We start from the raw sequence: 25385 nt of genomic DNA, 5'->3' as shown, positions 1-25385 counted from the left end.
TGTGGTGGATGAGCGTGCTCTGGGTCGGTTGGCGGATGTGCTGGCCGGTCTGGGTGGTGAGGACCAGGTCGCGGTGCGTGGGTCCGGGATCTTCGCGCGTCGGCTGGAGCGTCCGGTGCAGAGTGAGGTCGTTCCGGAGGACGGCGCATGGACCCCGGAGGGCGCCGTGCTGGTCACCGGCGGCACGGGCGCGCTCGGCGCCGAGGTCGCCCGCTGGCTGGCACGCAACGGAGCCGGCCACCTCGTCCTGACCAGTCGGCGGGGTGCGGAGGCGCCGGGGGCGGCCGAGCTGGAGGCGGAGCTCGTCTCTTCGGGTGCCCGGGTGACGATCGCCGCCTGTGACGTGGCCGATCGTGAGGCGCTGGCACGGCTGCTGGAGCCGCTGCGGTCCGAACTGACGGCTGTGATCCACACCGCGGGTGTGCTCGACGACGGTGTCCTGGACGCGCTGACCCCGGAGCGGTTCGAGCGCGTGTGGCAGGCCAAGGCCGACTCGGCTCGCCATCTGCACGAGCTCACCCGTGATCTGGACCTGTCGGCGTTCGTACTCTTCTCGTCGATCAGCGGCACTCTGGGCAGCAGCGGACAGGCCAACTACGCCGCCGCGAACGCCTACTTGGACGCGCTCGCTCAGCAGCGCCGGACGGACGGCCTTCCCGCCACCTCGATCGCCTGGGGCGCCTGGGCCGCGGGCATGGCCGCCGATGACGACATCGCAGAGCGGATGCGCCGCGGTGGCGTACCGCCGATGGCCGTCGACCCGGCCATCCGCGCGCTGCGCCAGGCCGTCGACTCCGGTGAGGCCGTGCTGACCGTGGCCGACTTCGACTGGGAGCGGCTGACGCCCGGCCTGGTGGCGGTGCGGCCCAGTCCGTTCATCGGCGATCTGCCCGAAGTGCGCAGGGTCCTCGACCATGCGGACGGCCTCGCCGCAGGCAGTGCCGGCAGCCGTGCGGGAGCTTCGCTCGCGGAACGGCTCGCCGCAATGTCCCGCGCCGAGCAGGAACGCACGGTCCTCGACCTGGTCCGCACCCATGTGGCCGGAGTGCTCGGGCACAACGGCTCCGCGGCGATCGGGGCGGAACGGGCCTTCAAGGAGCTCGGATTCGACTCGCTGACCGCGGTGGAGCTGCGCAATCGGCTCGGTGCCACGACCGGTGTCGACCTGCCCGCCACGCTCGTCTTCGACCATCCGACGGCGTCCGCGCTGGCCGACCACCTCCGGACCGAACTGCTGGAAACCGGGGCGGCGGTCGAAGGCCCGGTGTCCCGGGCAGCCGAGGTGGCGGACGATCCGATCGCCATCGTCGCGATGACCTGCCGATTCCCCGGCGGCGTGCGGTCGCCGGAGGACCTGTGGCAGTTGCTGGCCACCGGCGGGGACGCGATCGCCGAGTTCCCGCACGACCGTGGCTGGGACCTCGAGCGCCTCTACAGCCCCGACCCGGACCAGCAGGGCACGTGCTACACACGTGAGGGCGGATTCCTCTACGACGTCGCCGAGTTCGACCCGGCGTTCTTCGGGATCTCGCCGCGTGAGGCGCTCGCCATGGACCCGCAGCAGCGACTGCTGCTGGAGACCACGTGGGAGGTGTTCGAACGGGCCGGGATCGACCCGGCGACCGCCCGTGGCAGCCAGGCCGGCGTGTTCGTGGGCACCAACGGCCAGGACTACGACTCGTTCGCGCAGACCCTGCCGGACGGCATCGAGGGATACCTGGGCACGGGCAACGCGGCGAGCGTGGTCTCCGGACGGCTCGCCTATGTCTTCGGGCTCGAAGGCCCCGCGATGACGGTGGACACGGCCTGCTCCTCGTCGCTGGTCGCCCTGCATCTGGCCGCCCAGGCGCTGCGGAACGGTGAGTGCGATCTGGCGTTGGCCGGTGGTGTGACGGTGATGTCCTCGCCGGGCGCGTTCATCGAGTTCAGTCGGCAGCGTGGTCTTGCTGCCGACGGCCGGGTGAAGGCGTTCGCGGCGGGTGCGGACGGCACCGGCTGGGGTGAGGGCGTGGGCATGCTGCTGGTGGAGCGGCTGTCCGATGCCCGCCGTAACGGTCACCCGGTGCTGGCGGTGGTCCGTGGTTCGGCGATCAATCAGGATGGTGCGAGCAATGGTCTGACGGCGCCGAACGGTCCGTCGCAGCAGCGGGTGATCCGGCAGGCGCTCGCCCACGCCCAGTTGTCGGCGTCGGAGGTGGACGCGGTGGAGGCGCACGGCACGGGTACGACGCTGGGTGACCCGATCGAGGCGCAGGCACTGCTGGCCACCTACGGCAAGGAGCGTGCCGAGGACCGACCGCTGTGGCTGGGCTCGATCAAGTCGAACATCGGTCACACGCAGGCGGCCGCCGGTGTCGCGGGCATCATCAAGATGGTGCTGGCGATGCGGCACGGCGTGCTGCCGCGGACCCTGCACGTCGACGAGCCGACGCCGCACGTGGACTGGGCGGCGGGCGCGGTGGAGCTGCTGACCGAGGCCCGGGAGTGGCCGGAGACCGGCCGCCCTCGCCGGGCGGGCGTGTCGTCCTTCGGTTTCAGCGGCACCAACGCCCACACCATCCTCGAAGAGGCACCCGCCGACCACACCACCGAGGCGACGGCACCGGCGACACCGCCTGCCGTCCAGACCTGGGTGCTGTCCGCCAAGTCCGAGGACGCGCTGCGGGCGCAGGCCGAGCGTGTGCGGGTACGGCTCGCTGCGGGCGCGGAGACACGGCCGGTCGATGTCGCCTATTCGCTGGCGACGTCACGGGCGGCTCTGGAACTGCGCGCCGCCGTCGTCGGCGGCGACCGGGGGGTCCTGTTGGAAGGGCTCGCCGCACTGGCGGCGGGGGAGCCGGGCCCGCAGGTGGTCCGGGGCGCGGCAGGCGACGGCCGCACGGCACTGCTGTTCACCGGTCAGGGCAGTCAGCGGCCGGGGATGGGCCGGGAGCTCTACGACGCCCACCCCACGTTCGCGGACGCCCTGGATGCGGTGTGCGCCCACCTGGATGCCCACCTCGAGCGTCCGCTGCGTGAGGTGATGTTCGGCGGGGACGAGGAACTGCTCGGCCGGACGGCGTACACGCAGCCCGCGTTGTTCGCGGTGGAGGTGGCGCTGTTCCGGCTCCTCGAATCGTGGGGTATCAGGCCGGACTTCGTCTCCGGTCACTCGATCGGTGAGATCGCGGCGGCGCATTGTGCGGGTGTGCTGTCGCTGGAGGACGCCTGCACCCTGGTGGCGGCGCGTGGCCGGCTGATGCAGGAGCTGCCCGCCGGTGGTGCGATGGTGGCCGTCCAGGCCGCCGAGGACGAGGTCACCCCGTACCTGACCGACGCCGCGAGCATCGCCGCGGTCAACGGTCCGGCCTCCGTGGTGGTCGCGGGTGACGAGGACGTCGTACTGGAGATCGCCGCCCGCTTCGGGAAGCTGGGCCGCAAGACGAGGCGCCTGACGGTCAGCCACGCGTTCCACTCCCCGCACATGGACGGCATGCTGGCCGACTTCCGCAAGGTCGCGGAGGGGCTGTCGTACGAGGCCCCGCGCATCCCGGTCGTCTCCAACCTCACCGGTGCTCTCGCGACCCCCGAGGAGATCACCAGCCCCGACTTCTGGGTGCGCCACGTCCGCGAGGCCGTGCGCTTCCACGACGGCATCCGCGCCCTCGAAGCACAGGACGTGACCACGTTCATCGAGCTCGGACCGGACGGGATCCTGTCCGCGATGGCGCAGGAGTGCGTCACCGGCGACGACCATGCCTTCCTCCCCGCGCTCCGTGCGGGCCGCCAGGAGGCCGACACCCTCGCCACGGCGCTCGCCGCGGCGCACACCCGAGGCATCGCCGTCGACTGGCAGGCCTACTACACCGGCACCGGCGCCCGCCGCGTCGACCTGCCCACCTACCCCTTCCAGCGTCGGCGGTACTGGCTCGACGACGCCGTGGACGCCGTGGCGGAGCCGGGCGGCGATGCTCCGGACCACTCGGCCGAGTCCCGCTTCTGGGAGGCCGTCGACAATGCGGACCTGACCGCGCTCACCACCGAGTTGGCGATCAACGCGGACCAGCCGCTGAGCGATGTACTGCCCGCACTGTCGGCGTGGCGCCGGCAGCGGCAGGAGCAGTCCACGGTGGACGGCTGGCGCTACCGGGTGGTCTGGAAGCCGCTGGCCGAGCCGGACGCGGCGCGGATGACGGGCACCTGGCTGACCGTGGTACCCGCCACCGAGGCGGACGACGCCCGCGTGCGCGAGGTCGTCGACGCGCTGCGCACAGCGGGCGCCACCGTACGCCAGATCACGCTCACGGACACGGACACGGACACCGGTACGGACACGGACACCGGCACCGGCGTCGACACCCGCACGGAGCCCGCCCTCCTCGCCGAGCGCCTGCACGCCGAGCTGGGCGGCGAGACGCCACAGGGTGTCCTCTCGCTGCTGGCGCTGGACGAGCGGTCGCATCCGCGGTACACGGCGGTCTCCCGGGGAGTGCTGCGCACCGGAGACCTGGTCCGGGCGCTCGGGCAGGCCGGCGTCGACGCCCCGCTGTGGTGTGTCACCGAGGGAGCGGTGGGCACCGCGCCGTCGGACCGGCCGCGCAGCGCCGCACAGGCGCAGGTGTGGGGGCTGGGCCGGGTGGTGGCACTGGAACACCCCGAGCGGTGGGGCGGTCTGGTCGACCTGCCCGAGACCCTCGACGGGCGTGCCGCCGCGCGCCTGGTCGCCGTCCTGGCCGGAGCCGGCGACGAGGACCAGCTCGCGGTGCGGACACCGGGAGTTCTGGTACGACGCCTGGTCCACGCGTCGGAGAAGGACACACAGGTCCCCGCCGCCGGCGCGTGGAAGCCTCGGGGCACGGTCCTGGTGACCGGAGGCACGGGGGCGCTCGGTGCCCACGTGGCCCGGTGGCTCGCCGGCAACGGCGCCGAGCACCTGGTGCTCACCAGCCGACGCGGCCCCGAGGCACCCGGAGCCGAGGCGCTGACCGCCGAGTTGACCGGGATGGGCGTCCAGGTGACGGTCGCCGCGTGCGACGTCACCGACCGGGACGCGCTCGAAGGGCTGCTGGTCGGTGTGCCCCGCGTGACCGCAGTTGTGCACACCGCAGGTGCCGGCCAGTACGCGCCGCTCGCCCGGACCGGTCCCGGCGACATCGCCGAGGTGATGGCCGCCAAGGTGACGGGTGCGGCGCACCTCGACGCGCTGTTCGCCGACGCGCCCCTGGACGCTTTCGTGCTGTTCTCGTCGATCGCCGGCGTGTGGGGCAGCGGAGGCCAGAGCGCCTATGCGGCGGCCAACGCCTTCCTCGACGCGCTCGCCGAGCAGCGCCGGGCCCGCGGGCTGGCGGCCACCGCCATCGCCTGGGGCCCCTGGGCCGACGGCGGCCTGGTGGCCGACGACGAGGCCGCCGAGCAACTGCGCCGCCGTGGGCTGCCGGTGCTGCCGGTACATCGGTCGATCAGCGCTCTGCAGGGAGCGTTGGACCGTGCCGAGACGACGGTGACGGTCGCCGACGTCGACTGGGAGCGTTTCGTACCCGCGTTCACCGCCGCACGGCCGCGTCCCCTCATCGCCGACCTGCCCGAGGTACGGCGCGTGCTCGCCGAGGCGGACACCGGCACCGGGGCCGAACGAGGGGGCGACGGCACGGCGCAGGACGCCGAGGCGCTGCGGCAGCGGCTGTCCGCGCTGTCCGGCGCCGAGGCGGAGGACATGCTGCTGGACCTGGTACGCACGCACGTCGCAGCGGTGCTGGGGCACAACGGCACCACCGCCGTGGAGGCCGGGCGCGCCTTCAAGGAGCTCGGCTTCGACTCGCTCACCGCCGTCGAGCTGCGCAACCGGCTCGGGACCGCGAGCGGGCTGAGGCTGCCCGCGAGCCTGGTCTTCGACTACCCGACGCCGGCCGCTCTCGCCGGACACCTGCGAGCCGAACTCCTCGGCGAGCAGAGCGCACCGGCGCTCCCCGCACTCGCCGAGATCGACCGACTGGAGTTCATCCTGTCGTCCGTCGCGGCGGACGGCGCGGAACGCGCGAGCGTCACCTCTCGCCTGGAGAAACTGCTGCGCAAGTGGAACGAGACCGACAGCGCGACCGCCGGTGAGGACGACGGCAACGACCTGGAATCGGCGTCGGTCGACGACATCTTCGACATCATCAACAACGAATTCGGACGCTCCTGACGTGATGAGCGCACACAATTCCGTGCCGTTTCCGGCTCTTCCCAGGGGGTGACGTTTCGGTGGCTACCGCAAATGAAGAAAAGCTTCTCGACAATCTGAAATGGGTGACCGCTGAACTGCGCCGGGCCCGTCGCCGCCTCGACGAGGTGGAGACGGACGCCCGGGAACCCATTGCCATCGTCGGCATGAGCTGCCGTTTCCCGGGCGGCGTGGGGTCGCCCGAGGACCTGTGGCGCCTGGTGGCCGACGGTGGGGACGCCGTTTCCGGATTCCCTGTCGACCGGGGCTGGGACATCGACGCGATGGCCGATCCGGATCCGGACCGCAAAGGCACCTTCTACAACACCGGCGGCGGTTTCCTGGACGGCGCAGCCGAATTCGACGCCGAGTTCTTCGGGATCTCGCCGCGTGAGGCGCTGGCGATGGATCCGCAGCAGCGGATCCTGCTGGAGGCGTCCTGGGAGGTGTTCGAGAGCGCCGGAATCGATCCCGTGTCACTGCGGGGCAGCCGTACGGGCGTCTTCGTCGGCGCCGGGTCGATGGGCTACGGCGCCGACCTGAAGGAGACGCCCGAAGACCTCGAAGGACTCATGCTGACCGGCGGCGCCACCAGCGTGCTCTCCGGCCGCGTCGCCTACGTCTTCGGCCTGGAGGGACCGGCGGCCACCATCGACACCGCCTGTTCCTCCTCGCTGGTCGCCCTGCACTGGGCCACTCAGGCGCTGCGGCAGCGCGAGTGCTCGCTCGCGCTGGTCGGCGGCGTGACGGTGATGCCGTCGCCCGATGTGTTCGTGGAGTTCAGCCGGCAGCGGGGGCTGTCCGCCGACGGCCGCTGCAAGTCGTTCGCCGCGGCGGCGGACGGGACCGGCTGGTCCGAGGGCGTGGGCGTGCTGCTCGTCGAGCGACTGTCCGACGCCCGCCGCAACGGCCACCGGGTGCTGGCGATCGTCGCCGGGAGCGCCGTCAACCAGGACGGCGCCAGCAACGGCCTGACCGCGCCCAACGGTCCCTCGCAGCAGCGAGTCATCCGGCAGGCGCTGGCCGGCGCGCAACTGTCGGCCGGCGAAGTCGACGCGGTGGAGGCGCACGGCACCGGAACCCGGCTGGGCGACCCGATCGAGGCGCAGGCGCTGCTGGCCACCTACGGGCAGGAGCGTCCCGAGGACCGGCCGCTCTGGCTGGGCTCGCTGAAGTCCAACATCGGACACACCCAGGCGGCGGCCGGAGTGGGCGGCGTCATCAAGATGGTGATGGCGATCCGCCACGGTGTGCTGCCGAGGACGTTGCATGTGGACGAGCCGACGCCGGACGTCGACTGGTCGGCGGGTACGGTGCGACTGCTGACCGGGGCCCGTGAGTGGCCGGAGACCGGTCGGCCGCGCCGGGCCGCGGTCTCGGCCTTCGGCGTGAGCGGCACCAACGCGCACACGATCATCGAGCAGGCACCCACGGTCGATGACACGCCGGTGACTGCCATGGCACTGCCGGTGGTGCCGTGGGTGCTGTCGGGCCGGACCGAGGAGGCGCTGCGGGCGCAGGCGCGGCGGTTGCTTGACCGTGTCGCGGGGGATGCCGGTGTCGAACCGGTTGATGTGGCGTATTCGTTGGCGACGACGCGTGCTGCTCTGGAGCGGCGTGCGGTGGTCGTGGCGGGTGGCCGTGACGGTCTGCTGGCGGGGCTTGGGGCTCTGGCCGAGGGACGCGGCGCGGCGGCCGGCCTGGTGACCGGGTCCGTGGTGGCGGGCAAGTCGGCGTTCCTGTTCACCGGGCAGGGCAGTCAGCGGCTGGGGATGGGCCGGGAGCTGTACGACGCCTACCCCGTGTTCGCCGAGGCCTTGGACGAGGCTTTTGCTCGGTTCGAACTGCCGCTGCGTGAGGCGGTGTTCGGCGATGACGCTCAGCTGCTCGACCAGACGGCGTATACGCAGCCCGCGTTGTTCGCGGTGGAGGTGGCGCTGTTCCGGCTGCTGGAATCGTGGGGTATCAGGCCGGACTTCGTCTCCGGTCACTCGATCGGTGAGATCGCGGCGGCGCATTGTGCGGGTGTTCTGTCGCTGGCCGACGCGTGCACGCTGGTGGCGGCGCGTGGCCGTTTGATGCAGGAGTTGCCGTCCGGTGGTGCGATGGTGGCGGTGCAGGCGACCGAGGAAGAGGTCACCGCGTACCTGACCGACGTCGTGAGCATCGCCGCGGTCAACGGCCCCACTTCCGTGGTGGTCGCCGGTGACGAGGACGCCGTACTGGGCATCGCGGCCCGCTTCGAGGAGCAGGGCCGGAAGATCAAGCGCCTGACGGTCAGTCATGCGTTCCACTCGCCGCACATGGACGGGATGCTGGAGGCGTTCCGCCGGGTCGCGGAGGGTCTGTCGTACGAGGCCCCGCGTATTCCGGTCGTCTCGAACCTTACCGGCGCCCTCGCAACCCCGGACGAGATCACCAACCCTGACTTCTGGGTCCGTCACGTCCGTGCAGCGGTCCGCTTCCAAGACGGCATCCGCACCCTCGAAGCCCAGAACGTCACCACGTTCATCGAGCTCGGCCCGGACGGTGTGCTCTCGGCGATGGCGCAGGACTGCGTCACCGGCGAGGACCACGCCTTCGTGCCGACCCTCCGGGCGAACCGTCCCGAGGCCGAGGCCCTGACGCGGGCCCTGGCCCAGGCGCAGGTGCGTGGTGTCGGCATCGACTGGGAGGCCTATTTCTCGGGTACTGGCGCAGGACGGGTGGAGCTGCCGACGTACGCTTTCCAGCACCGGCACTACTGGCTGGCACCCGGTTCCCGAGCCGGTGACGTGACCGCCGCCGGTCTGGAGAAGGCCGGTCACGCGCTGCTGAGTGCCGCGGTACCCGTGGCCGGTGCCGACGCGTATGTGTTCACCGGCCGGTTGTCCCCGCAGACCCATCCTTCGCTGAACCAGTACAGGCTCGCCGGGAACGCCGTGCTGCCCGGTGCGGCGTACGTCGAACTGGCCCTCCACGCAGGCGGCCAGGCCGGTTGCGACCACCTGGTGGAGCTGACGCTCCACGAACCGCTGATCGTGCCGGCGCAGGGTGCGGTGCGGGTCCAGGTCGTGGTGGACTCCGCCGGTGAGGGCGGACGGCGGACTTTCACCGTTTCCTCGCACGCCGGAGGGCTCGACGAGGACGGGCACGTACCGTGGCGGCGCCATGCCACCGGCGTACTCGACACGGCGGCGCCGGGGCCGGCGTTCACGCTGACGGAATGGCCGCCGGCCGATGCACAGGGCGTCGAGGTCGGCGCTCTGTACGAGGATTACGAGGCGGCCGGCCTCGAGTGCGGACCGCTGTACCAAGGGGTGCGTTCCGTCTGGCGGCGCGGGGACGAGCTCTGCGCCGACGTGCGGCTTCCCGAGGGCACGGACACGACCGGCTTCGCCCTGCACCCCGCGCTGCTGGAGGCAGCCGCGCACCTCGCCGCGGCGTGCGGCTCCGGCGCCCCGCTCGTACCGGCGGTCTGGCACGGCGTCGCGCTGTACGCGGTGGGCGCCACGGAGGTGCGGATGCGGCTCACACCCGCAGCGAGCGGCACCTTCCTGCTGGAGGCGGCCGACGCCACCGGTGCGCCGGTGGCCCGCGTCGACCGCCTCACCCTGCGTCCGGCGGCGGAAATCGTCCCGGCCGACGGCGCGCGTGCCACCGGCCTGGCGCCCCTGTTCGAGCCGGTCTGGTCCGAGGCCGTCGCCCCCGACGCCGAGCCGGTCTCCACCGCGCTGATCGCGGCACACCCGCTCGAAACGGCCGACCCGGCCACGGAGCGGTACGACGACCTGGCCGCGCTCGCCGCGGCCGCCGACGCAGGCATGACCGTCCCGGACGTGATCCTCGTGTCCTGCCCGCCCCCGGCATCCGGCGATCCGCAACCGCAGGCGGCGCACACCACGCAGGCGGCACAAGCCCCGCATGCCGCGCACGCCGCGGCCCAGTGGGCGCTCGCCCTGGCCCAGGCGTGGCTGGCGGACGATCGCTTCGCCGGCTCGCGCCTGGCCTTCGTCACGCGCGGCGCCGTGGCCACGGCCGACGAGGACGTCACCGACCTGGCCGGTGCCTGTGTCTGGGGCCTGGTGCGCTCCGCGGAGACCGAGAACCCCGGACGGTTCCTCCTGGTCGACCTGGACGCCGAGGACCCCGCGGGCACCGTGCCCGCCGAGGCGCTGATGTGCACGGAGCCGGAACTGGCCGTGCGCGGCGGCAGACTGCTCGCCCCGCGGCTGATCCGTGTGGCGGCCGGAGCGGAGCGGCAGCCCCGCCCGATCGACCCGCAGGGCACGGTGCTGGTGACGGGCGGAACCGGCACGCTCGGTGCGCTGTGCGCCCGGCACCTGGTGACGGAACACGGTGTACGGCATCTGCTGCTGACCGGCCGCCGGGGGCTCGCTGCCGACGGCGCCGAGGAACTGGCCGCCGAGCTCGCCGAGTTGGGTGCCGAGGTGAACGTGGCCGCCTGCGACGCGGCCGACCGTGAGGCGCTGGCGGCCCTGCTGGCGTCCGTACCCGTCGACCACCCGTTGACCGCCGTGGTGCACACCGCGGGCGTGCTCGACGACGGCGTGCTCCCGTCGCTGACGCCCGATCGCCTCGAGCGAGTGCTGCGGCCCAAGGTGGACGCCGCCTGGCACCTGCACGACCTCACCCGCGACCTGGACCTGTCGGCGTTCGTGCTGTTCTCGGCGGCCGCCGGAGTCCTCGGCAGCCCCGGACAGGCCAACTACGCCGCGGCCAACGCGTACCTCGACGCGCTGGCCCGGCACCGGAGCGCCCAGGGCCAGACGGCGATCTCGCTGGCCTGGGGCCTGTGGGCCGAGGCCAGCGGAATCACCGGCGGTCTGGACGAGGCCGACCTGCGGCGCATGGCACGGGCCGGCATGGGCGCGCTCTCCTCGGCGGAGGGCATGGCCCTGTTCGACAGGGCCCTGCGCAGTGAGCGATCCGTTCTCCTCCCCGCCCGCCTGGACCTCGCGGCGATACGTGACGCAGCGGCCGGCACCGGATCGGTCCCCCCGGTGTTCCGTACGCTGATCCGCGCCCCTCGGCGGCGTGGTGCCGGGACGGCGGCCGACGGCGGCTCGGCGCTGGCCGGCCGGCTGCGTGGACTGCTCCCCGCCGACCAGGAGCGGACTCTGCTGGAGCTCGTGCGCACCCATGTGGCGGCCGTGCTGGGCCACTCCGGACCGGAGTCGGTGGAGCCGGCACGGGCGTTCAAGGACGTGGGCTTCGACTCCCTCACCGGCGTGGACCTGCGCAACCGGCTGAACACGGCGACCGGACTGCGTCTGCCGACCACGCTCGTCTTCGACTACCCCAACGCCTCGGCGCTCGCCCGCCATCTGGCCGACACGCTCCTCGGCACCGGGAACGCGACCGGCGCCGCTGTCGAGGCCGTACCGCTCGCGGGCCGTGCCGGTGGCGACGATCCCATCGCTGTCGTGGCCATGAGCTGTCGCTACCCCGGTGGCGTGGCCTCGCCCGAAGAGCTCTGGCAGCTGCTGGAGTCGGGGAGCGACGCCATCTCCGGCTTCCCCGTCGACCGCGGCTGGGACGCGGGCGCGGCTTCGTACGCGCCGGACGGCGGCCCCGCCCGGGCGGGCGGCTTCCTGCACGACGCGGACCGGTTCGACGCGGCGTTCTTCGGCATCAGCCCTCGCGAGGCACTGGCGATGGACCCGCAGCAGCGGCTGCTCCTCGAGACCTCCTGGGAGGCCTTCGAACGCGCCGGGATCGACCCGGGCGCGCTGCGGGGCTCCCGCACCGGCGTGTTCGTCGGCGCCGCGTACAGCGGTTACGACACCGGACTCGACGACATGGCGGACACCGTCGCCGGTCACGTGATGACGGGCAATGCGAGCAGCGTCATATCCGGCCGGGTCGCCTACGTCCTCGGTCTCGAAGGCCCCGCGGTGACGGTGGACACGGCATGCTCCTCCTCGCTGGTCGCCCTGCACTGGGCGATCCAGGCCCTGCGCAACGGCGAGTGCGCGCTCGCCCTGGCCGGCGGCGTCACCGTGATGTCGACGCCCGGCACGTTCACCGAGTTCAGCCGGCAGGGTGGCCTGTCGGCTGACGGCCGCTGCAAGGCGTTCGCGGCGGGTGCGGACGGTACGGGCTGGGGTGAGGGTGTGGGGATGCTGCTGGTGGAGCGGCTGTCCGATGCCCGCCGTAACGGTCACCCGGTGCTGGCGGTGGTCCGCGGCTCGGCGGTGAACCAGGATGGTGCGAGCAATGGTCTGACGGCGCCGAACGGTCCGTCGCAGCAGCGGGTGATCCGGCAGGCGCTGGCGAGTGCCGGGCTGTCCGCCGCCGATGTCGACGCGGTGGAGGCGCACGGTACGGGTACGACGCTGGGTGACCCGATCGAGGCGCAGGCGCTGATCGCGACGTACGGGCAGGAGCGTGGTGGGGACCGGCCGTTGTGGCTGGGCTCGATCAAGTCGAACATCGGTCACACACAGGCCGCGGCCGGTGTGGCCGGTGTGATCAAGATGGTGCTGGCGATGCGGCACGGCGTACTGCCGCGGACCCTGCACGTCGATGAGCCGACGCCGCATGTGGACTGGTCGGCGGGCGAGGTGTCGCTGCTGACGGAGGCGCGGGAGTGGCCGGAGACCGGCCGTCCCCGCCGGGCGGGTGTGTCGTCCTTCGGGATCAGCGGCACCAACGCCCACACCATCATCGAGCAGGCGCCCGAGGTGGAGGCGGAGGCCGGGGTGGTTCCGGGTGCGGTGTTGCCGGTCCTGCCCTTCGCGCTGTCGGCCGGCAGCGGGCGGGCACTGCGTGAGCAGGCCGAGCGGCTGCACGGGCAGCTTGCCGCACAGCCGGGCCTGCGCCCCCTGGACGTCGCCTATTCCCTGGCGACGGGTCGTGCCGCGCTGGAGCAGCGGGCCGTGCTGGTCGTCGATGCCGATCACGAGGAGGCGCTCACGCGGCAACTGCGCGCCCTGGCCGACGGCGAGCCACCGGTGGGCACCGCGCAGGATGTGCCGACGGAGGGCAAACTGGCGTTCCTCTTCACCGGTCAGGGCAGCCAGCGCCTGGGCATGGGCCGGGAACTCCACGACACCTACCCGGTCTTCGCCCAGGCGTTCGACGAGGTGTGCCAGGGGCTCGACCCCGCCCTGAAGGACGTACTCTTCGGTGAGCAGGGCGACCTGCTCGACCAGACGGCATACGCACAGCCGGCCCTGTTCGCGATCGAGGTCGCACTCTTCCGGTTGCTGCAGGCCTGGGGTCTGCAGCCGGACTTCCTGGCGGGCCATTCCATCGGCGAGCTGGCCGCGGCGCACTGCGCGGGTGTGCTGTCCCTGGAGGACGCCTGCACTCTGGTGTCCGCTCGGGCGCGCCTGATGCAGCAACTGCCCGACCGTGGCGCCATGGTGGCCGTCCAGGCCACCGAGGACCAGGTCACGCCGTATCTGACCGACCAGGTCGGCATCGCGGCCGTCAACGGCCCCACTTCGGTGGTCATCGCGGGCGAGGAGAGTGAGGTGTCGCGGATCGCGTCCGCTCTCGCCGGACATGGCGTGAAGACCAAGCGCCTCGCGGTCAGCCACGCGTTCCACTCGCCGCTCATGGAGGGCATGCTGGCCGACTTCCGGAAGGTCGCCGAGGGACTCGTCTACCGCCCGCCGGCCACGCCGGTCGTCTCGTGTCTCACCGGAGCCGTGGTGGGCCCCGGCGAAATGGACACACCGGAGTTCTGGGTTCGGCATGTCCGCGAGGCGGTGCGGTTCCTGGACGGCGTGCGGGCGCTCCGGGCGCAGCAGGTCACCACGTTCGTCGAACTCGGCCCGGACGGGGTGCTCTCGGCGCTGGTCCAGGACTGCCTCGACGGCTCCGACGCGATGTGCCTGCCCGTCCTGCGCAGGGGACGGCCGGAGGCCCGGACGCTGACCACCGCACTGGGCCGCGCCCACGCGCGCGGCGCACACCTCGACTGGCAGGCGTACTTCGCGGGGACCGGCGCCCGCCGCGTCGACCTGCCCACCTACGCCTTCCAGCGCCGGCGGTTCTGGCCCGAAGCGTCCGAAGCGCCCGAAGCGGCCGTGGGAACGCCGGTCGGCGGCGCGCCGGACGCCGTGGACGAGCGTTTCTGGGCGGCGGTCGAACGCGAAGACCTGAGCGGACTCGGCGCCGAACTGGCCGTGGACGCGGACCAGCCGCTCCGCGCCGTACTCCCGGCGCTGGCGTCGTGGCACCGGCAGCAGCGCGAACGCTCCACCGTGGCGGAGCGTCGCTACCGCGTCGTGTGGAAGCGGCGGTCGGAGACGCAGGACCATCCTGAGCCAGCGGCCCCGCGCATGGCCGGGACCTGGCTGACCATCGTGCCGACCGCACCGTCCGACGCCCCCTGGATCGGCAGCCTCACCAGCGCACTGGAGCGCGCCGGGGCCGGCATCGTGCGTGTCCCCGTCGGCGTGCCGGACGAGGACGCCGGGGCGCTGGCCGAGCGGCTGCGGCGAGCGGCCGCCGAGGTGCCCGACGCCGCACCCGTCAGCGGTGTGCTGTCCCTGCTCGCGCTGGACGAGCAGCCGCATCCCCGGCACCCCGCAGTCCCTGCCGGACTGGCGCTGACCGCCGCCGTGACACGGGCCCTCCCGTCGGCCGGCATCGGCGCGCCGCTGTGGTGCGTCACCCGCGGCGCGGTCTCGGTGGACGCCGGCGACCCGCTGCTCAGCGCCCTCCAGGCCCAGGTCGCCGGTCTGGGCCGGGTGACGGCGCTGGAGGAGCCCGAGCACTGGGGCGGACTGGTCGACCTCCCGGTGACCGTCGACGAGCGGACCGCCGACCGGCTGGTCGGCGTCCTCACCGCCGGCGGCGGTGAGGACCAGGTGGCGGTCCGGCCCTCCGGCACCTACCTGCGCCGGCTCGAACGCGCGCCCCAGGACACCACCGGTCCCGCCGGCTCCTGGACACCGCGCGGCACGGTGCTGGTCACGGGCGGCACGGGCGCACTCGGTGCCCACGTCGCCCGCTGGCTGGCCCGCAACGGCGCCGACCGGCTGGTGCTGCTCAGCCGCCGCGGAGCCGACGCCCCGGGCGCGACCCGGCTGACCGCCGAACTGTCCGGCCTGGGTGCCGAGGTGACGATCGCGGCCTGCGACGTGGCCGACCGGTCCGCACTCCAGGCCCTCGTCGGCAAGCTCGCCGCGGACGGCACGCCGGTGCAGGCGGTCGTGCACGCCGCGGGCGTGTCGCAGCCCCCGGGCACCGCGACGGCCCTGCCGGAGTTCGCGGAGGTGGTCGCCGCCAAGACCACCGGCGCCGTACACCTGGACGCCCTCTTCCAGGACGACACGCTGGACGCCTTCGTGCTGTTCTCGTCGATCGCCGGCGTGTGGGGCAGCGGTGGACAGGGCGCCTACGCCGCGGCCAACGCCTTCCTCGACGCGCTCGCCGAGCAGCGCCGGGCGCGCGGACTGGCGGCGACCGCCATCGCCTGGGGCCCCTGGGCGGACGGCGGCATGGCCGCCGAAGGGGACGCGGAGGAACAGCTGCGCCGCCGAGGACTGCCGCCCATGGCACCGGAGACCAACCTGGCGGCACTGCGGGAGGTCGTCGGCGCCCCCGAGGCCACCGTGACCGTCGCCGACGTGGACTGGACACGCTTCGCACCAGCCTTCACCGCCGCACGTCCCCGCCCGCTCATCGCGGACCTGCCGGAGGTACGCGCGGCCCTGCGCGGCGACGGCGACGGCACACCCCGCTACCCGGCGGGCGAGGCCCCCGCTCTGCGCGAGCAGCTGGCCGGGCTCGACACGAACGACCGTACGACGCTGCTGCTCGACCTGGTACGCACACATGCGGCGTTCGCCCTGGGGCACGATTCGCCCGACGCCGTCGAGGCCGGCCGTGCCTTCAAGGAACTGGGTTTCGACTCCCTGACCGCCGTCGAGCTCCGCGACCGGCTCAGGACCGCCACCGGACTCTCCCTGCCCGCCACCCTGGTGTTCGACTACCCGAACCCCGCCGCGCTCGCCCGGCACCTGCTGGCCGCGCTGCTGCCCGACGGCGGCACCGGCCCCGCGCCGGACGGCGACCCGCAGGAGGCCGAGCTGCGCAGGAGGCTCGCGGCCCTCCCGCTCAGCCGCATCCGTGAGGCGGGCCTGCTGGAGGCACTGCTGGAACTCGCCGACCCCCAGCCGACCCCAGCCACCGACGACGGCGATCAGGGGTTGTCCCCCGACGACATCGACGGGCTGGACGTGCAGCATCTGATCGATATGGCGCTCGACAGCAACCAGCCCTGACGCGCCCGAAGTGCGGAGTACAAGATGACAACCCCCAACGAAAAGATCGTTGAAGCGCTACGGGCCTCGCTCAAGGAAACCGAGCGGTTGCGTCGACAGAACCAGCAGCTCACCGCGGCATCCCGGGAACCGATCGCGATCGTCGGCATGAGCTGCCGGTTCCCCGGAGGGGTACGGTCGCCGGAGGAGCTGTGGCGGCTGGTAGCCGACGGCCAGGACGCCGTCTCCGACTTCCCCACGGATCGCGGCTGGGACGTCGAGTCGCTGTACGACCCCGACCCCGAGCACGAAGGCACCTCCTACGCGCGCGAGGGCGGCTTCCTGCACGACGCCGCCCAGTTCGATCCGGACTTCTTCGGGATCTCGCCGCGCGAGGCGCTGGCGATGGACCCGCAGCAGCGGATCCTGCTGGAGGCGTCCTGGGAGGTGTTCGAAAGCGCCGGCATCGACCCCTCCGCCGCGCGGGGCAGCAGGACCGGCGTGTTCATCGGCGCGTCCTCCCAGGCCTACGGCGCCGGCCAGTACGAGCTGCCGGACGGCGTCGAGGGCCACCTCCTCACCGGCACCGCGTCCAGCGTGGTCTCCGGCCGCATCGCCTACGCCTTCGGCCTGGAAGGACCGGCGGCCACCATCGACACCGCCTGCTCGTCGTCCTCCGTCGCCCTCCACCTCGCCGTGCAGGCACTGCGCCAGAACGAGTGCTCCCTGGCGCTCGCCGGCGGCGTGACCGTACTGGCCACCCCCGATGTGTTCGTGGAGTTCAGCCGGCAGCGGGGGCTGTCCGCCGACGGCCGCTGCAAGTCGTTCGCCGCGGCGGCGGACGGGACCGGCTGGTCCGAGGGCGTGGGCGTGCTGCTCGTCGAGCGACTGTCCGACGCCCGCCGCAACGGCCACCGGGTGCTGGCGATCGTCGCCGGGAGCGCCGTCAACCAGGACGGCGCCAGCAACGGCCTGACGGCCCCCAACGGACCCGCACAGCAGCGTGTCATCCGCCAGGCACTGGAGAACGCCCGCCTGACGGCCGACCAGATCGACGCGGTGGAGGCGCACGGCACCGGAACCCGGCTGGGCGACCCGATCGAGGCGCAGGCGCTGCTGGCCACCTACGGGCAGGAGCGTCCCGAGGACCGGCCGCTCTGGCTGGGCTCGCTGAAGTCCAACATCGGACACACCCAGGCGGCGGCCGGAGTGGGCGGCGTCATCAAGATGGTGATGGCGATCCGCCACGGTGTGCTGCCGAGGACGTTGCATGTGGACGAGCCGACACCGGACGTCGACTGGTCGGCGGGTACGGTGCGACTGCTGACCGGGGCCCGTGAGTGGCCGGAGACCGGTCGGCCGCGCCGGGCCGCGGTCTCGGCCTTCGGCGTGAGCGGCACCAACGCGCACACGATCATCGAGCAGGCACCCACGGTCGATGACACGCCGGTGACTGCCATGGCACTGCCGGTGGTGCCGTGGGTGCTGTCGGGCCGGACCGAGGAGGCGCTGCGGGCGCAGGCGCGGCGGTTGCTTGACCGTGTCGCGGGGGATGCCGGTGTCGAACCGGTTGATGTGGCGTATTCGTTGGCGACGACGCGTGCTGCTCTGGAGCGGCGTGCGGTGGTCGTGGCGGGTGGCCGTGACGGTCTGCTGGCGGGGCTTGGGGCTCTGGCCGAGGGACGCGGCGCGGCGGCCGGCCTGGTGACCGGGTCCGTGGTGGCGGGCAAGTCGGCGTTCTTGTTCACCGGGCAGGGCAGTCAGCGGCTGGGGATGGGCCGGGAGCTGTACGACGCCTACCCCGTGTTCGCCCAAGTCCTGGACGAGGTCTTCGCACGATTCGAACTGCCGCTGCAGGAGGCGGTGTTCGGCGATGACGCTCAGCTGCTCAACCAGACCGCTTACACGCAGCCCGCCCTGTTCGCGATCGAGGTGGCGCTGTTCCGCCTCCTCGAATCGTGGGGCATCCGGCCGGACTTCGTCTCCGGTCACTCGATCGGTGAGATCGCGGCGGCGCATTGTGCGGGTGTTCTGTCGCTGGCCGACGCGTGCACGCTGGTGGCGGCGCGTGGCCGTTTGATGCAGGAGTTGCCGTCCGGTGGTGCGATGGTGGCGGTGCAGGCGACCGAGGAAGAGGTCACCGCGTACCTGACCGACGTCGTGAGCATCGCCGCGGTCAACGGCCCCACTTCCGTGGTGGTCGCCGGTGACGAGGACGCCGTACTGGGCATCGCGGCCCGCTTCGAGGAGCAGGGCCGGAAGATCAAGCGCCTGACGGTCAGTCATGCGTTCCATTCGCCGCACATGGACGGGATGCTGGAGGCGTTCCGGGAGGTTGCCGAGGGTCTGTCGTACGAGGCTCCGCGTATTCCGCTCGTCTCGAACCTCACCGGCGCTCTCGCGACCGCGGAGGAGATCACCGACCCCGGCTTCTGGGTCCGCCATGTGCGTGAGGCGGTCCGTTTCCACGACGGCATCCGCACGCTGGAGGCCCAGAACGTCACCACGTTCGTCGAGCTCGGCCCGGACGGTGTCCTGTCGGCGATGGCGCAGGACTGCGTCACAGGCGACGGTGACCACGCCTTCGTGCCGACCCTCCGGGCGAACCGTCCCGAGGCTGAGGCGCTGACCACGGTCCTCGCGCAGGCCCATATCCGGGGCATCGGGGTGGACTGGCAGGCGTACTACGGCGGCACTGGTGCCCGGCGTGTCGATCTGCCCACCTACGCGTTCCAGCACCGGCGTTTCTGGCTGGAGGCGCCGGCGGGCTGGGTGGGTGATGTGGTGTCGGCCGGGTTGGAGGCGGCTGGGCATCCGTTGCTGGGTGCGGCGGTGGCGCTGGCCGATTCCGACGGGTTGTTGTTCACGGGTCGGTTGTCCCTGGACACGCAGCCGTGGCTGGCGGATCACGCGGTGATGGGTGCGGTGCTGCTGCCGGGTACGGCGTTCGTGGAGCTGGCGATCCGGGCGGGGGACCAGGTCGGCTGTGACCGGCTGGAGGAGCTGACGCTGGAGGCGCCGCTGGTGCTGCCCGAGCGGGGTGCCGTACAACTGCAGCTGGTGGTCGGCGCGCCGGACGACGACGGACGGCGGCCGCTCACTGTCGCCTCGCGACCGCAGGACGCCCGAACCGAGCAGGCGTGGACCCGGCATGCCACCGGCCTGCTGGCCGTCTCCGGCGCCCAGCGGTCCTCCGTCGACCTGTCCGTATGGCCTCCGGCGGGTGCGGAACCGGTCGAGGTGGCCAACCTGTACGAGGAGCTGGCCGAGACCGGCCTGCGCTACGGGCCGGTCTTCCAGGGGCTGCGGGCGGCCTGGCGGCGTGGCGAGGAGGTCTTCACCGAGGTCGCCCTGCCCGAGACGGCCGTGGACGGGGCGGGACGGTTCGGGCTGCACCCCGCCCTGCTCGATGCCGCGCTGCACGCGCTGGGGCTGGGCGTGCTGGACGACTCCGGTGGCGGGCGGCTGCCCTTCGCCTGGAGCGGGGTGTCGCTGCACGCCGGCGGTGCGTCGGCATTGCGCGTGCACCTCGCACCGACGGGTGGGGACGCTGTGCGGCTGGCGGTCGCGGACGCCGCGGGGGCGCCCGTGGCGACCGTGGAGTCGCTCGTTCTGCGCGCTGTCTCCAAGGATCAGGTGCAGGCCGCACGGGTCGCGTACCACGAGTCGGTCCTGCGAGTGGAGTGGGTGAACCTCCCGGCCGGCCGGGACCAGGCCGCCGCGGCGACCGAATCCGCGGCCGTGGCCGGTGTCCGTCGAGCCGTGCTCGGCAGCTGGGCCTCGTTCCCGGCGGGCGTCCCGGCGGGCCTCCTGGAAGGGACGAGCGGACTTCACGCGGACCTGACGGCGCTGTCGGCCGCCGTGGACCTGGGTGCTCCGGTGCCGGACGAGGTGTTCGTCCACATCGGTGCGACGGGTGCCCTCTCCGGTGCCGCTGTGCGTGCCGCGGTGGTGGAGGCGCTGGAGCTGGCGCAGGCGTGGCTGGCCGACACCCGGTTCGCGGGGGCGCGGCTGGTCGTGGTGACGCGTGGTGCGGTCGCGGCGGCCGAACGGGACGCGGACGTCGATCCGGCCCTGGCGGCCGTATGGGGGTTGCTGCGCTCGGCCGTGTCGGAGAATCCGGACCGTTTCGTCCTCGTCGACTGCGACGGGGAGGAGGCGTCCTGGCGTGTCCTGCCCACCGCACTGGCCGCGGACGAACCGCAGCTGGCGGTACGCGCCGGGGAACTTCTGGTGCCGCGCCTGGCCCGGGTCGCGGCAGGGGCCGCCATCGAGAGTCCCAGGGCGTACGACCCCGAGGGGACGGTGCTGCTGACGGGTGCTTCGGGGATGCTGGGCGGGTTGTTCGCCCGGCATCTGGCGACGGAGCACGGGGCCCGGCGTCTGCTGCTGGTCAGCCGACGCGGCGCCGAGGCAGCGGGTGCGGACGAACTCACGGCAGAACTCGGCGCGCTCGGTGCGCACGTCACCTGGGCGGCCTGTGACGTGGCCGACCGAGAGGCGCTCGCCGAGGTCATCGCATCCGTCCCGGCCGACCATCCGCTGACCGCCGTCGTGCACACCGCCGGCGTGCTGGACGACGGCGTGTTCGCTTCCCAGTCGCCGAACCGTGTCGACCGTGTCTTCGGGCCCAAGGTCGACGGCGCCCTGCACCTGCACGAGCTGACGCGCGACGCGGACCTGTCGGCGTTCGTGCTGTTCTCGTCGTCCTCCGGGGTCTTCGGCGGCCCCGGACAGGCCAACTACGCGGCGGCCAACGCGTTTCTCGACGCGCTGGCCGCGCACCGGCGAGCCCAGGGGCTGCCGGCCAGTTCGCTGGCCTGGGGCCTGTGGGGCGAGTCCGGCGGCATGGCGAGCACACTGGACGAGACGGACATCCGCCGTCTGCGCCGCGCCGGTCTGCCTCCGCTGTCGGCCGCCGAGGGCCGTACGCTGTTCGACCTCGCCCAGGACACCGACGAGGCGGCTCTCGTCCTGATGCGTGTCGACGTGCCTACCCTGCGCGGCCAAGCGGCGGGCGCCATGTCACCGTTGCTGCGAGGGCTGGTGCGTGCTCCGCGGCGCCGGGCGGCCGGCACCGTCGGCTCCGCGGCGGGCGGCGCCTCGCACCTGCTCGAACGGCTGACCGGCCTGACGGCACCCGAGCAGGACCGGATCATGCTGGATCTGGTACGGACCCAGGTCGCGAACGCGCTCGGGCACGCCGGGCCCGCGGCGGTGGAACCCGCACGCGCGTTCAAGGAGCTCGGGTTCGACTCGCTCACCGCCGTCGAACTGCGCAACCTCCTCGGCGACGCGACCGGCCTGCGGCTGCCACCCACGCTCGTCTTCGACTATCCGACCTCGGCCGCGCTCGCGACGCACCTGCGCGGTGAGCTTCTCGGCCGGCAGGCCGAGACCGCCGTGGTGCCGGTGACAGGTGCCGCGGCCGACGACCCCATCGCGATCGTGGCGATGAGCTGCCGTTTCCCCGGCGGCGTCCGCACCCCCGAGGAGCTGTGGCAGCTGCTGGTGTCCGGCCGGGACGGCATCACGGGCTTCCCGACCGACCGGGGCTGGGACCTCGACGCCCTGTACAGCGACGACCCCGACCGTGAGGGCACCAGCTACACGCGCGAGGGTGGCTTCCTGCACGACGCCGCGTACTTCGACGCGGACTTCTTCGGGATCTCGCCGCGCGAGGCGCTGGCGATGGACCCGCAGCAGCGGCTGCTGCTGGAAACCTCCTGGGAGGCCTTCGAACGGGCCGGGATCGACCCGGCCACGCTGCGCGGCAGCAGGACCGGTGTCTTCGTCGGCTCCAACGAACAGGACTACCTGACCCTGTGGCTGCGGGACGCCGACGGCCTCGAAGGACACCTGGGCACCGGCAACGCGGCCAGCGTCGCCTCCGGCCGCCTCTCCTACACGTTCGGCCTCGAGGGCCCCGCGATCACCGTCGACACCGCCTGCTCCTCCTCGCTGGTCACACTGCATCTGGCCGCGCAGGCACTGCGCAACGGCGAGTGCTCACTGGCCCTCGCCGGAGCCGTGACGCTCATGTCCACGCCGGGTGCCTTCACCGAGTTCAGCCGGCAGCGCGGCCTGGCCGCCGACGGCCGGATCAAGGCGTTCGCGGCTGCCGCCGACGGCACCAGCTGGTCCGAGGGCGTCGCCATGCTGCTCGTGGAACGCCTGTCGGACGCCCGCCGCAACGGCCACCCCGTGCTGGCCGTACTGCGCGGCAGCGCCGTCAACCAGGACGGTGCGAGCAACGGCCTGACCGCGCCCAACGGCCCCTCGCAGCAGCGCGTCATCCGGCAGGCCCTGGCGAGTGCCGGGCTGTCCGCCGCCGACGTCGACGCGGTCGAGGCCCACGGCACCGGTACCACCCTGGGCGACCCGATCGAGGCCCAGGCGCTGCTGGCCACCTACGGCCAGGACCGCCCCGCCGACCACCCGCTGTGGCTGGGCTCGGTGAAGTCGAACATCGGCCACACCCAGGCCGTCGCGGGCGCCGCCGGTGTGATCAAGATGATCCTGGCGATGCGGCACGACCTCCTTCCGCGGACCCTGCACGTGGACGAGCCGACCCCGCACGTGGACTGGTCGTCGGGGGCGATAGAACTGCTCACCGAGTCCAGGGAATGGCCCCGGACGGGCCGGCCGCGCCGTGCGGGTGTCTCCTCGTTCGGATACAGCGGAACCAACGCACACGTTGTCCTCGAACAGGCGCCCACGGAAGAGCCGGAGCGGCCGACCGTCCCTCCGGCGCCGCCCGTGCTGCCCTACCTGCTGTCGGGCCGCTCCAGTGACGCTCTCCGTGCCCAGGCCGACCGACTGCTGTCCCACCTCGGCACGCACACCGGGCCGGAGCCGCTCGACGTCGCCTGTTCGCTCGCCACCGGACGCTCGGCGTTCGACGTACGCGCCGTCGTCGTCGCGGACGACCGCGACGGTCTCGTGTCCGGGCTGACCGCGCTGTCCGAAGGAAGCAGCACCACCGGACTCGTGCAGGGCACTCCTGCCGGCGGCAAGTCGGCGTTCTTGTTCACCGGGCAGGGCAGTCAGCGGCTGGGGATGGGCCGGGAGCTGTACGACGCCTATCCCGTGTTCGCCGAGGCGCTGGACGAGGTCTTCGCTCGGTTCGAACTGCCGCTGCGTGAGGCGCTGTTCGGGGACGATGCCGGGCTGATCGACCAGACGGCGTATACGCAGCCCGCGTTGTTCGCGGTGGAGGTGGCGCTGTTCCGGCTGCTGGAGTCCTGGGGTATCAGGCCGGACTTCGTATCCGGTCATTCGATCGGTGAGATCGCGGCGGCGCACTGTGCGGGTGTGCTGTCGCTGGAGGACGCGTGCACGCTGGTCGCGGCCCGTGGTCGGCTGATGCAGGAGCTGCCCGCCGGTGGTGCGATGGTGGCCGTCCAGGCCACCGAGGACGAGGTGGCGCCGTTCCTGACCGACGCCGTGAGCATCGCGGCGGTCAACGGCCCCGCCTCCGTGGTCGTGGCCGGTGACGAGGACGCCGTACTGGGGATCGCCGCCCGCTTCGAGGAACAGGGCCGCAAGTCGAAGCGCTTGACGGTCAGTCACGCGTTCCATTCCCCGCACATGGACGGCATGCTGGCCGACTTCCGCAAGGTCGTGGAGGGGTTGTCGTACGAGGCCCCGCGTATCCCGGTCGTCTCGAACCTCACCGGTGCTCTCGCGACCGCCGAGGAGATCACCGGCCCCGACTTCTGGGTGCGCCACGTCCGCGAGGCCGTGCGCTTCCACGACGGCATCCGCACGCTCGAGGCCGAAGGGGTGACGACGTATGTCGAACTCGGGCCCGACGGTGTGCTTTCGGCGATGGGCCAGGAGTGCGTCACCGGCGACGACCAAGCGTTCGAACCCGTGCTGCGCAAGGGGCGTTCCGAAACGGAGGCACTGGTCAGGGCGCTGGCGCAGGTCCACGTCCGGGGTGTCGCGGTGGACTGGCGGGCATTCTTCGCCGGCACCGGTGCACGCAGCGTCGACCTGCCCACCTACGCGTTCCAGCGTCACCGCTTCTGGCCCGAGCACGCGGGCACCGCTCCCCGGCCCGCCGCGGTGGGCGACGCCTCCGTGGAAGCGCGGTTCTGGCAGGCCGTGGAGCGCCAGGACATGGCGGCCGTCGCCGCCGAACTCGAGGTCGAGCAGGACACGTGGCTCGACGGCATGCTGCCCGCCCTGTCCTCTTGGCGCCGTCGGCGCGATGAGCGGTCGACAGTGGACGGCTGGTGCTACCGCACCGTGTGGAAGCCGCTGGTCGATGCCTCCGGCACACGGCTGTCCGGCCGATGGCTGGTGGTCGTGCCGGAGACGGCAGCCGCCGCGGACATCTGCGGCGGGCTGGCCGAACGCGGCGCGGACGTCCAAGAGTTCCTGCTGACGCAGGCCGACGCGGACAACCGTGCCGCACTGGCCGAACGGCTCACCACCGCGGCGTCCGCGGTCACGGGCGTCATCTCGCTGCTGGACGGCCCCCTGGCGGTGACGTCGACCGCCGTACTGGTGCAGGCGCTGGGCGACGCCCAGGTCACGGCCCCCCTGTGGTGTGTCACCCGTGGCGCGATGTCGACCGCCGTAGGAGACCGGCCCCGGGACCCGGCACAGGCGGCGGTCTGGGGCCTTGGCCGGGTGGCCGCCCTGGAGCATCCGGAACGCTGGGGCGGGTTGATCGACCTGCCGGAGACCGTGGACGCCCAGGCGCTGTCCCGACTGGCCGGCACCTTGTCCCGTGCGGCCGGCACCCTGTCCCGGACGGCCGGCTCCGGCGCGGCCGACGAGGACCAGATCGCCATCCGCCCCTCCGGCCTGCTCGCCCGCAGGCTGGTCCGCGCCTCCGCGGCCGGTGCCCCGCCGGCACGGACGTGGAAGCCCGAGGGCACGGTGCTGGTGACGGGTGGTACGGGTGCGTTGGGTGCCGAGGTGGCGCGGTGGCTTGCGCGTCGGGGTGCTGATCATGTGCTGTTGGTCAG

The 25385-nt window shown here is 72.8% G+C and carries 2 protein-coding genes and 1 pseudogene; all 3 read left to right on the top strand.

All coding sequences use genetic code 11. From position 1 onward, the window contains the following. Window positions 1-10 precede the first annotated feature (10 nt). A pseudogene (locus tag ACFYOH_RS42470) lies at window positions 11-6163 on the top strand (type I polyketide synthase); the annotation flags it as partial. 17 nt (window positions 6164-6180) lie between these two features. Then, on the top strand, window positions 6181-16425 hold the full coding sequence (locus ACFYOH_RS42465) for a type I polyketide synthase (RefSeq protein ID WP_388637104.1): 10245 nt from the start codon (window positions 6181-6183) through the stop codon (window positions 16423-16425). 24 nt (window positions 16426-16449) lie between these two features. Next, window positions 16450-25385: type I polyketide synthase (locus tag ACFYOH_RS42460; protein WP_388637102.1), on the top strand; the 8936-nt coding region annotated here is incomplete at its 3' end.

The sequence above is a fragment of the Streptomyces sp. NPDC007856 genome, from assembly GCF_042868225.1.
Taxonomy (GTDB): domain Bacteria; phylum Actinomycetota; class Actinomycetes; order Streptomycetales; family Streptomycetaceae; genus Streptomyces.
The sequence above is the reverse complement of the archived record's forward strand: the minus strand, read 5'-3'. Positions and strand labels throughout refer to the sequence as shown.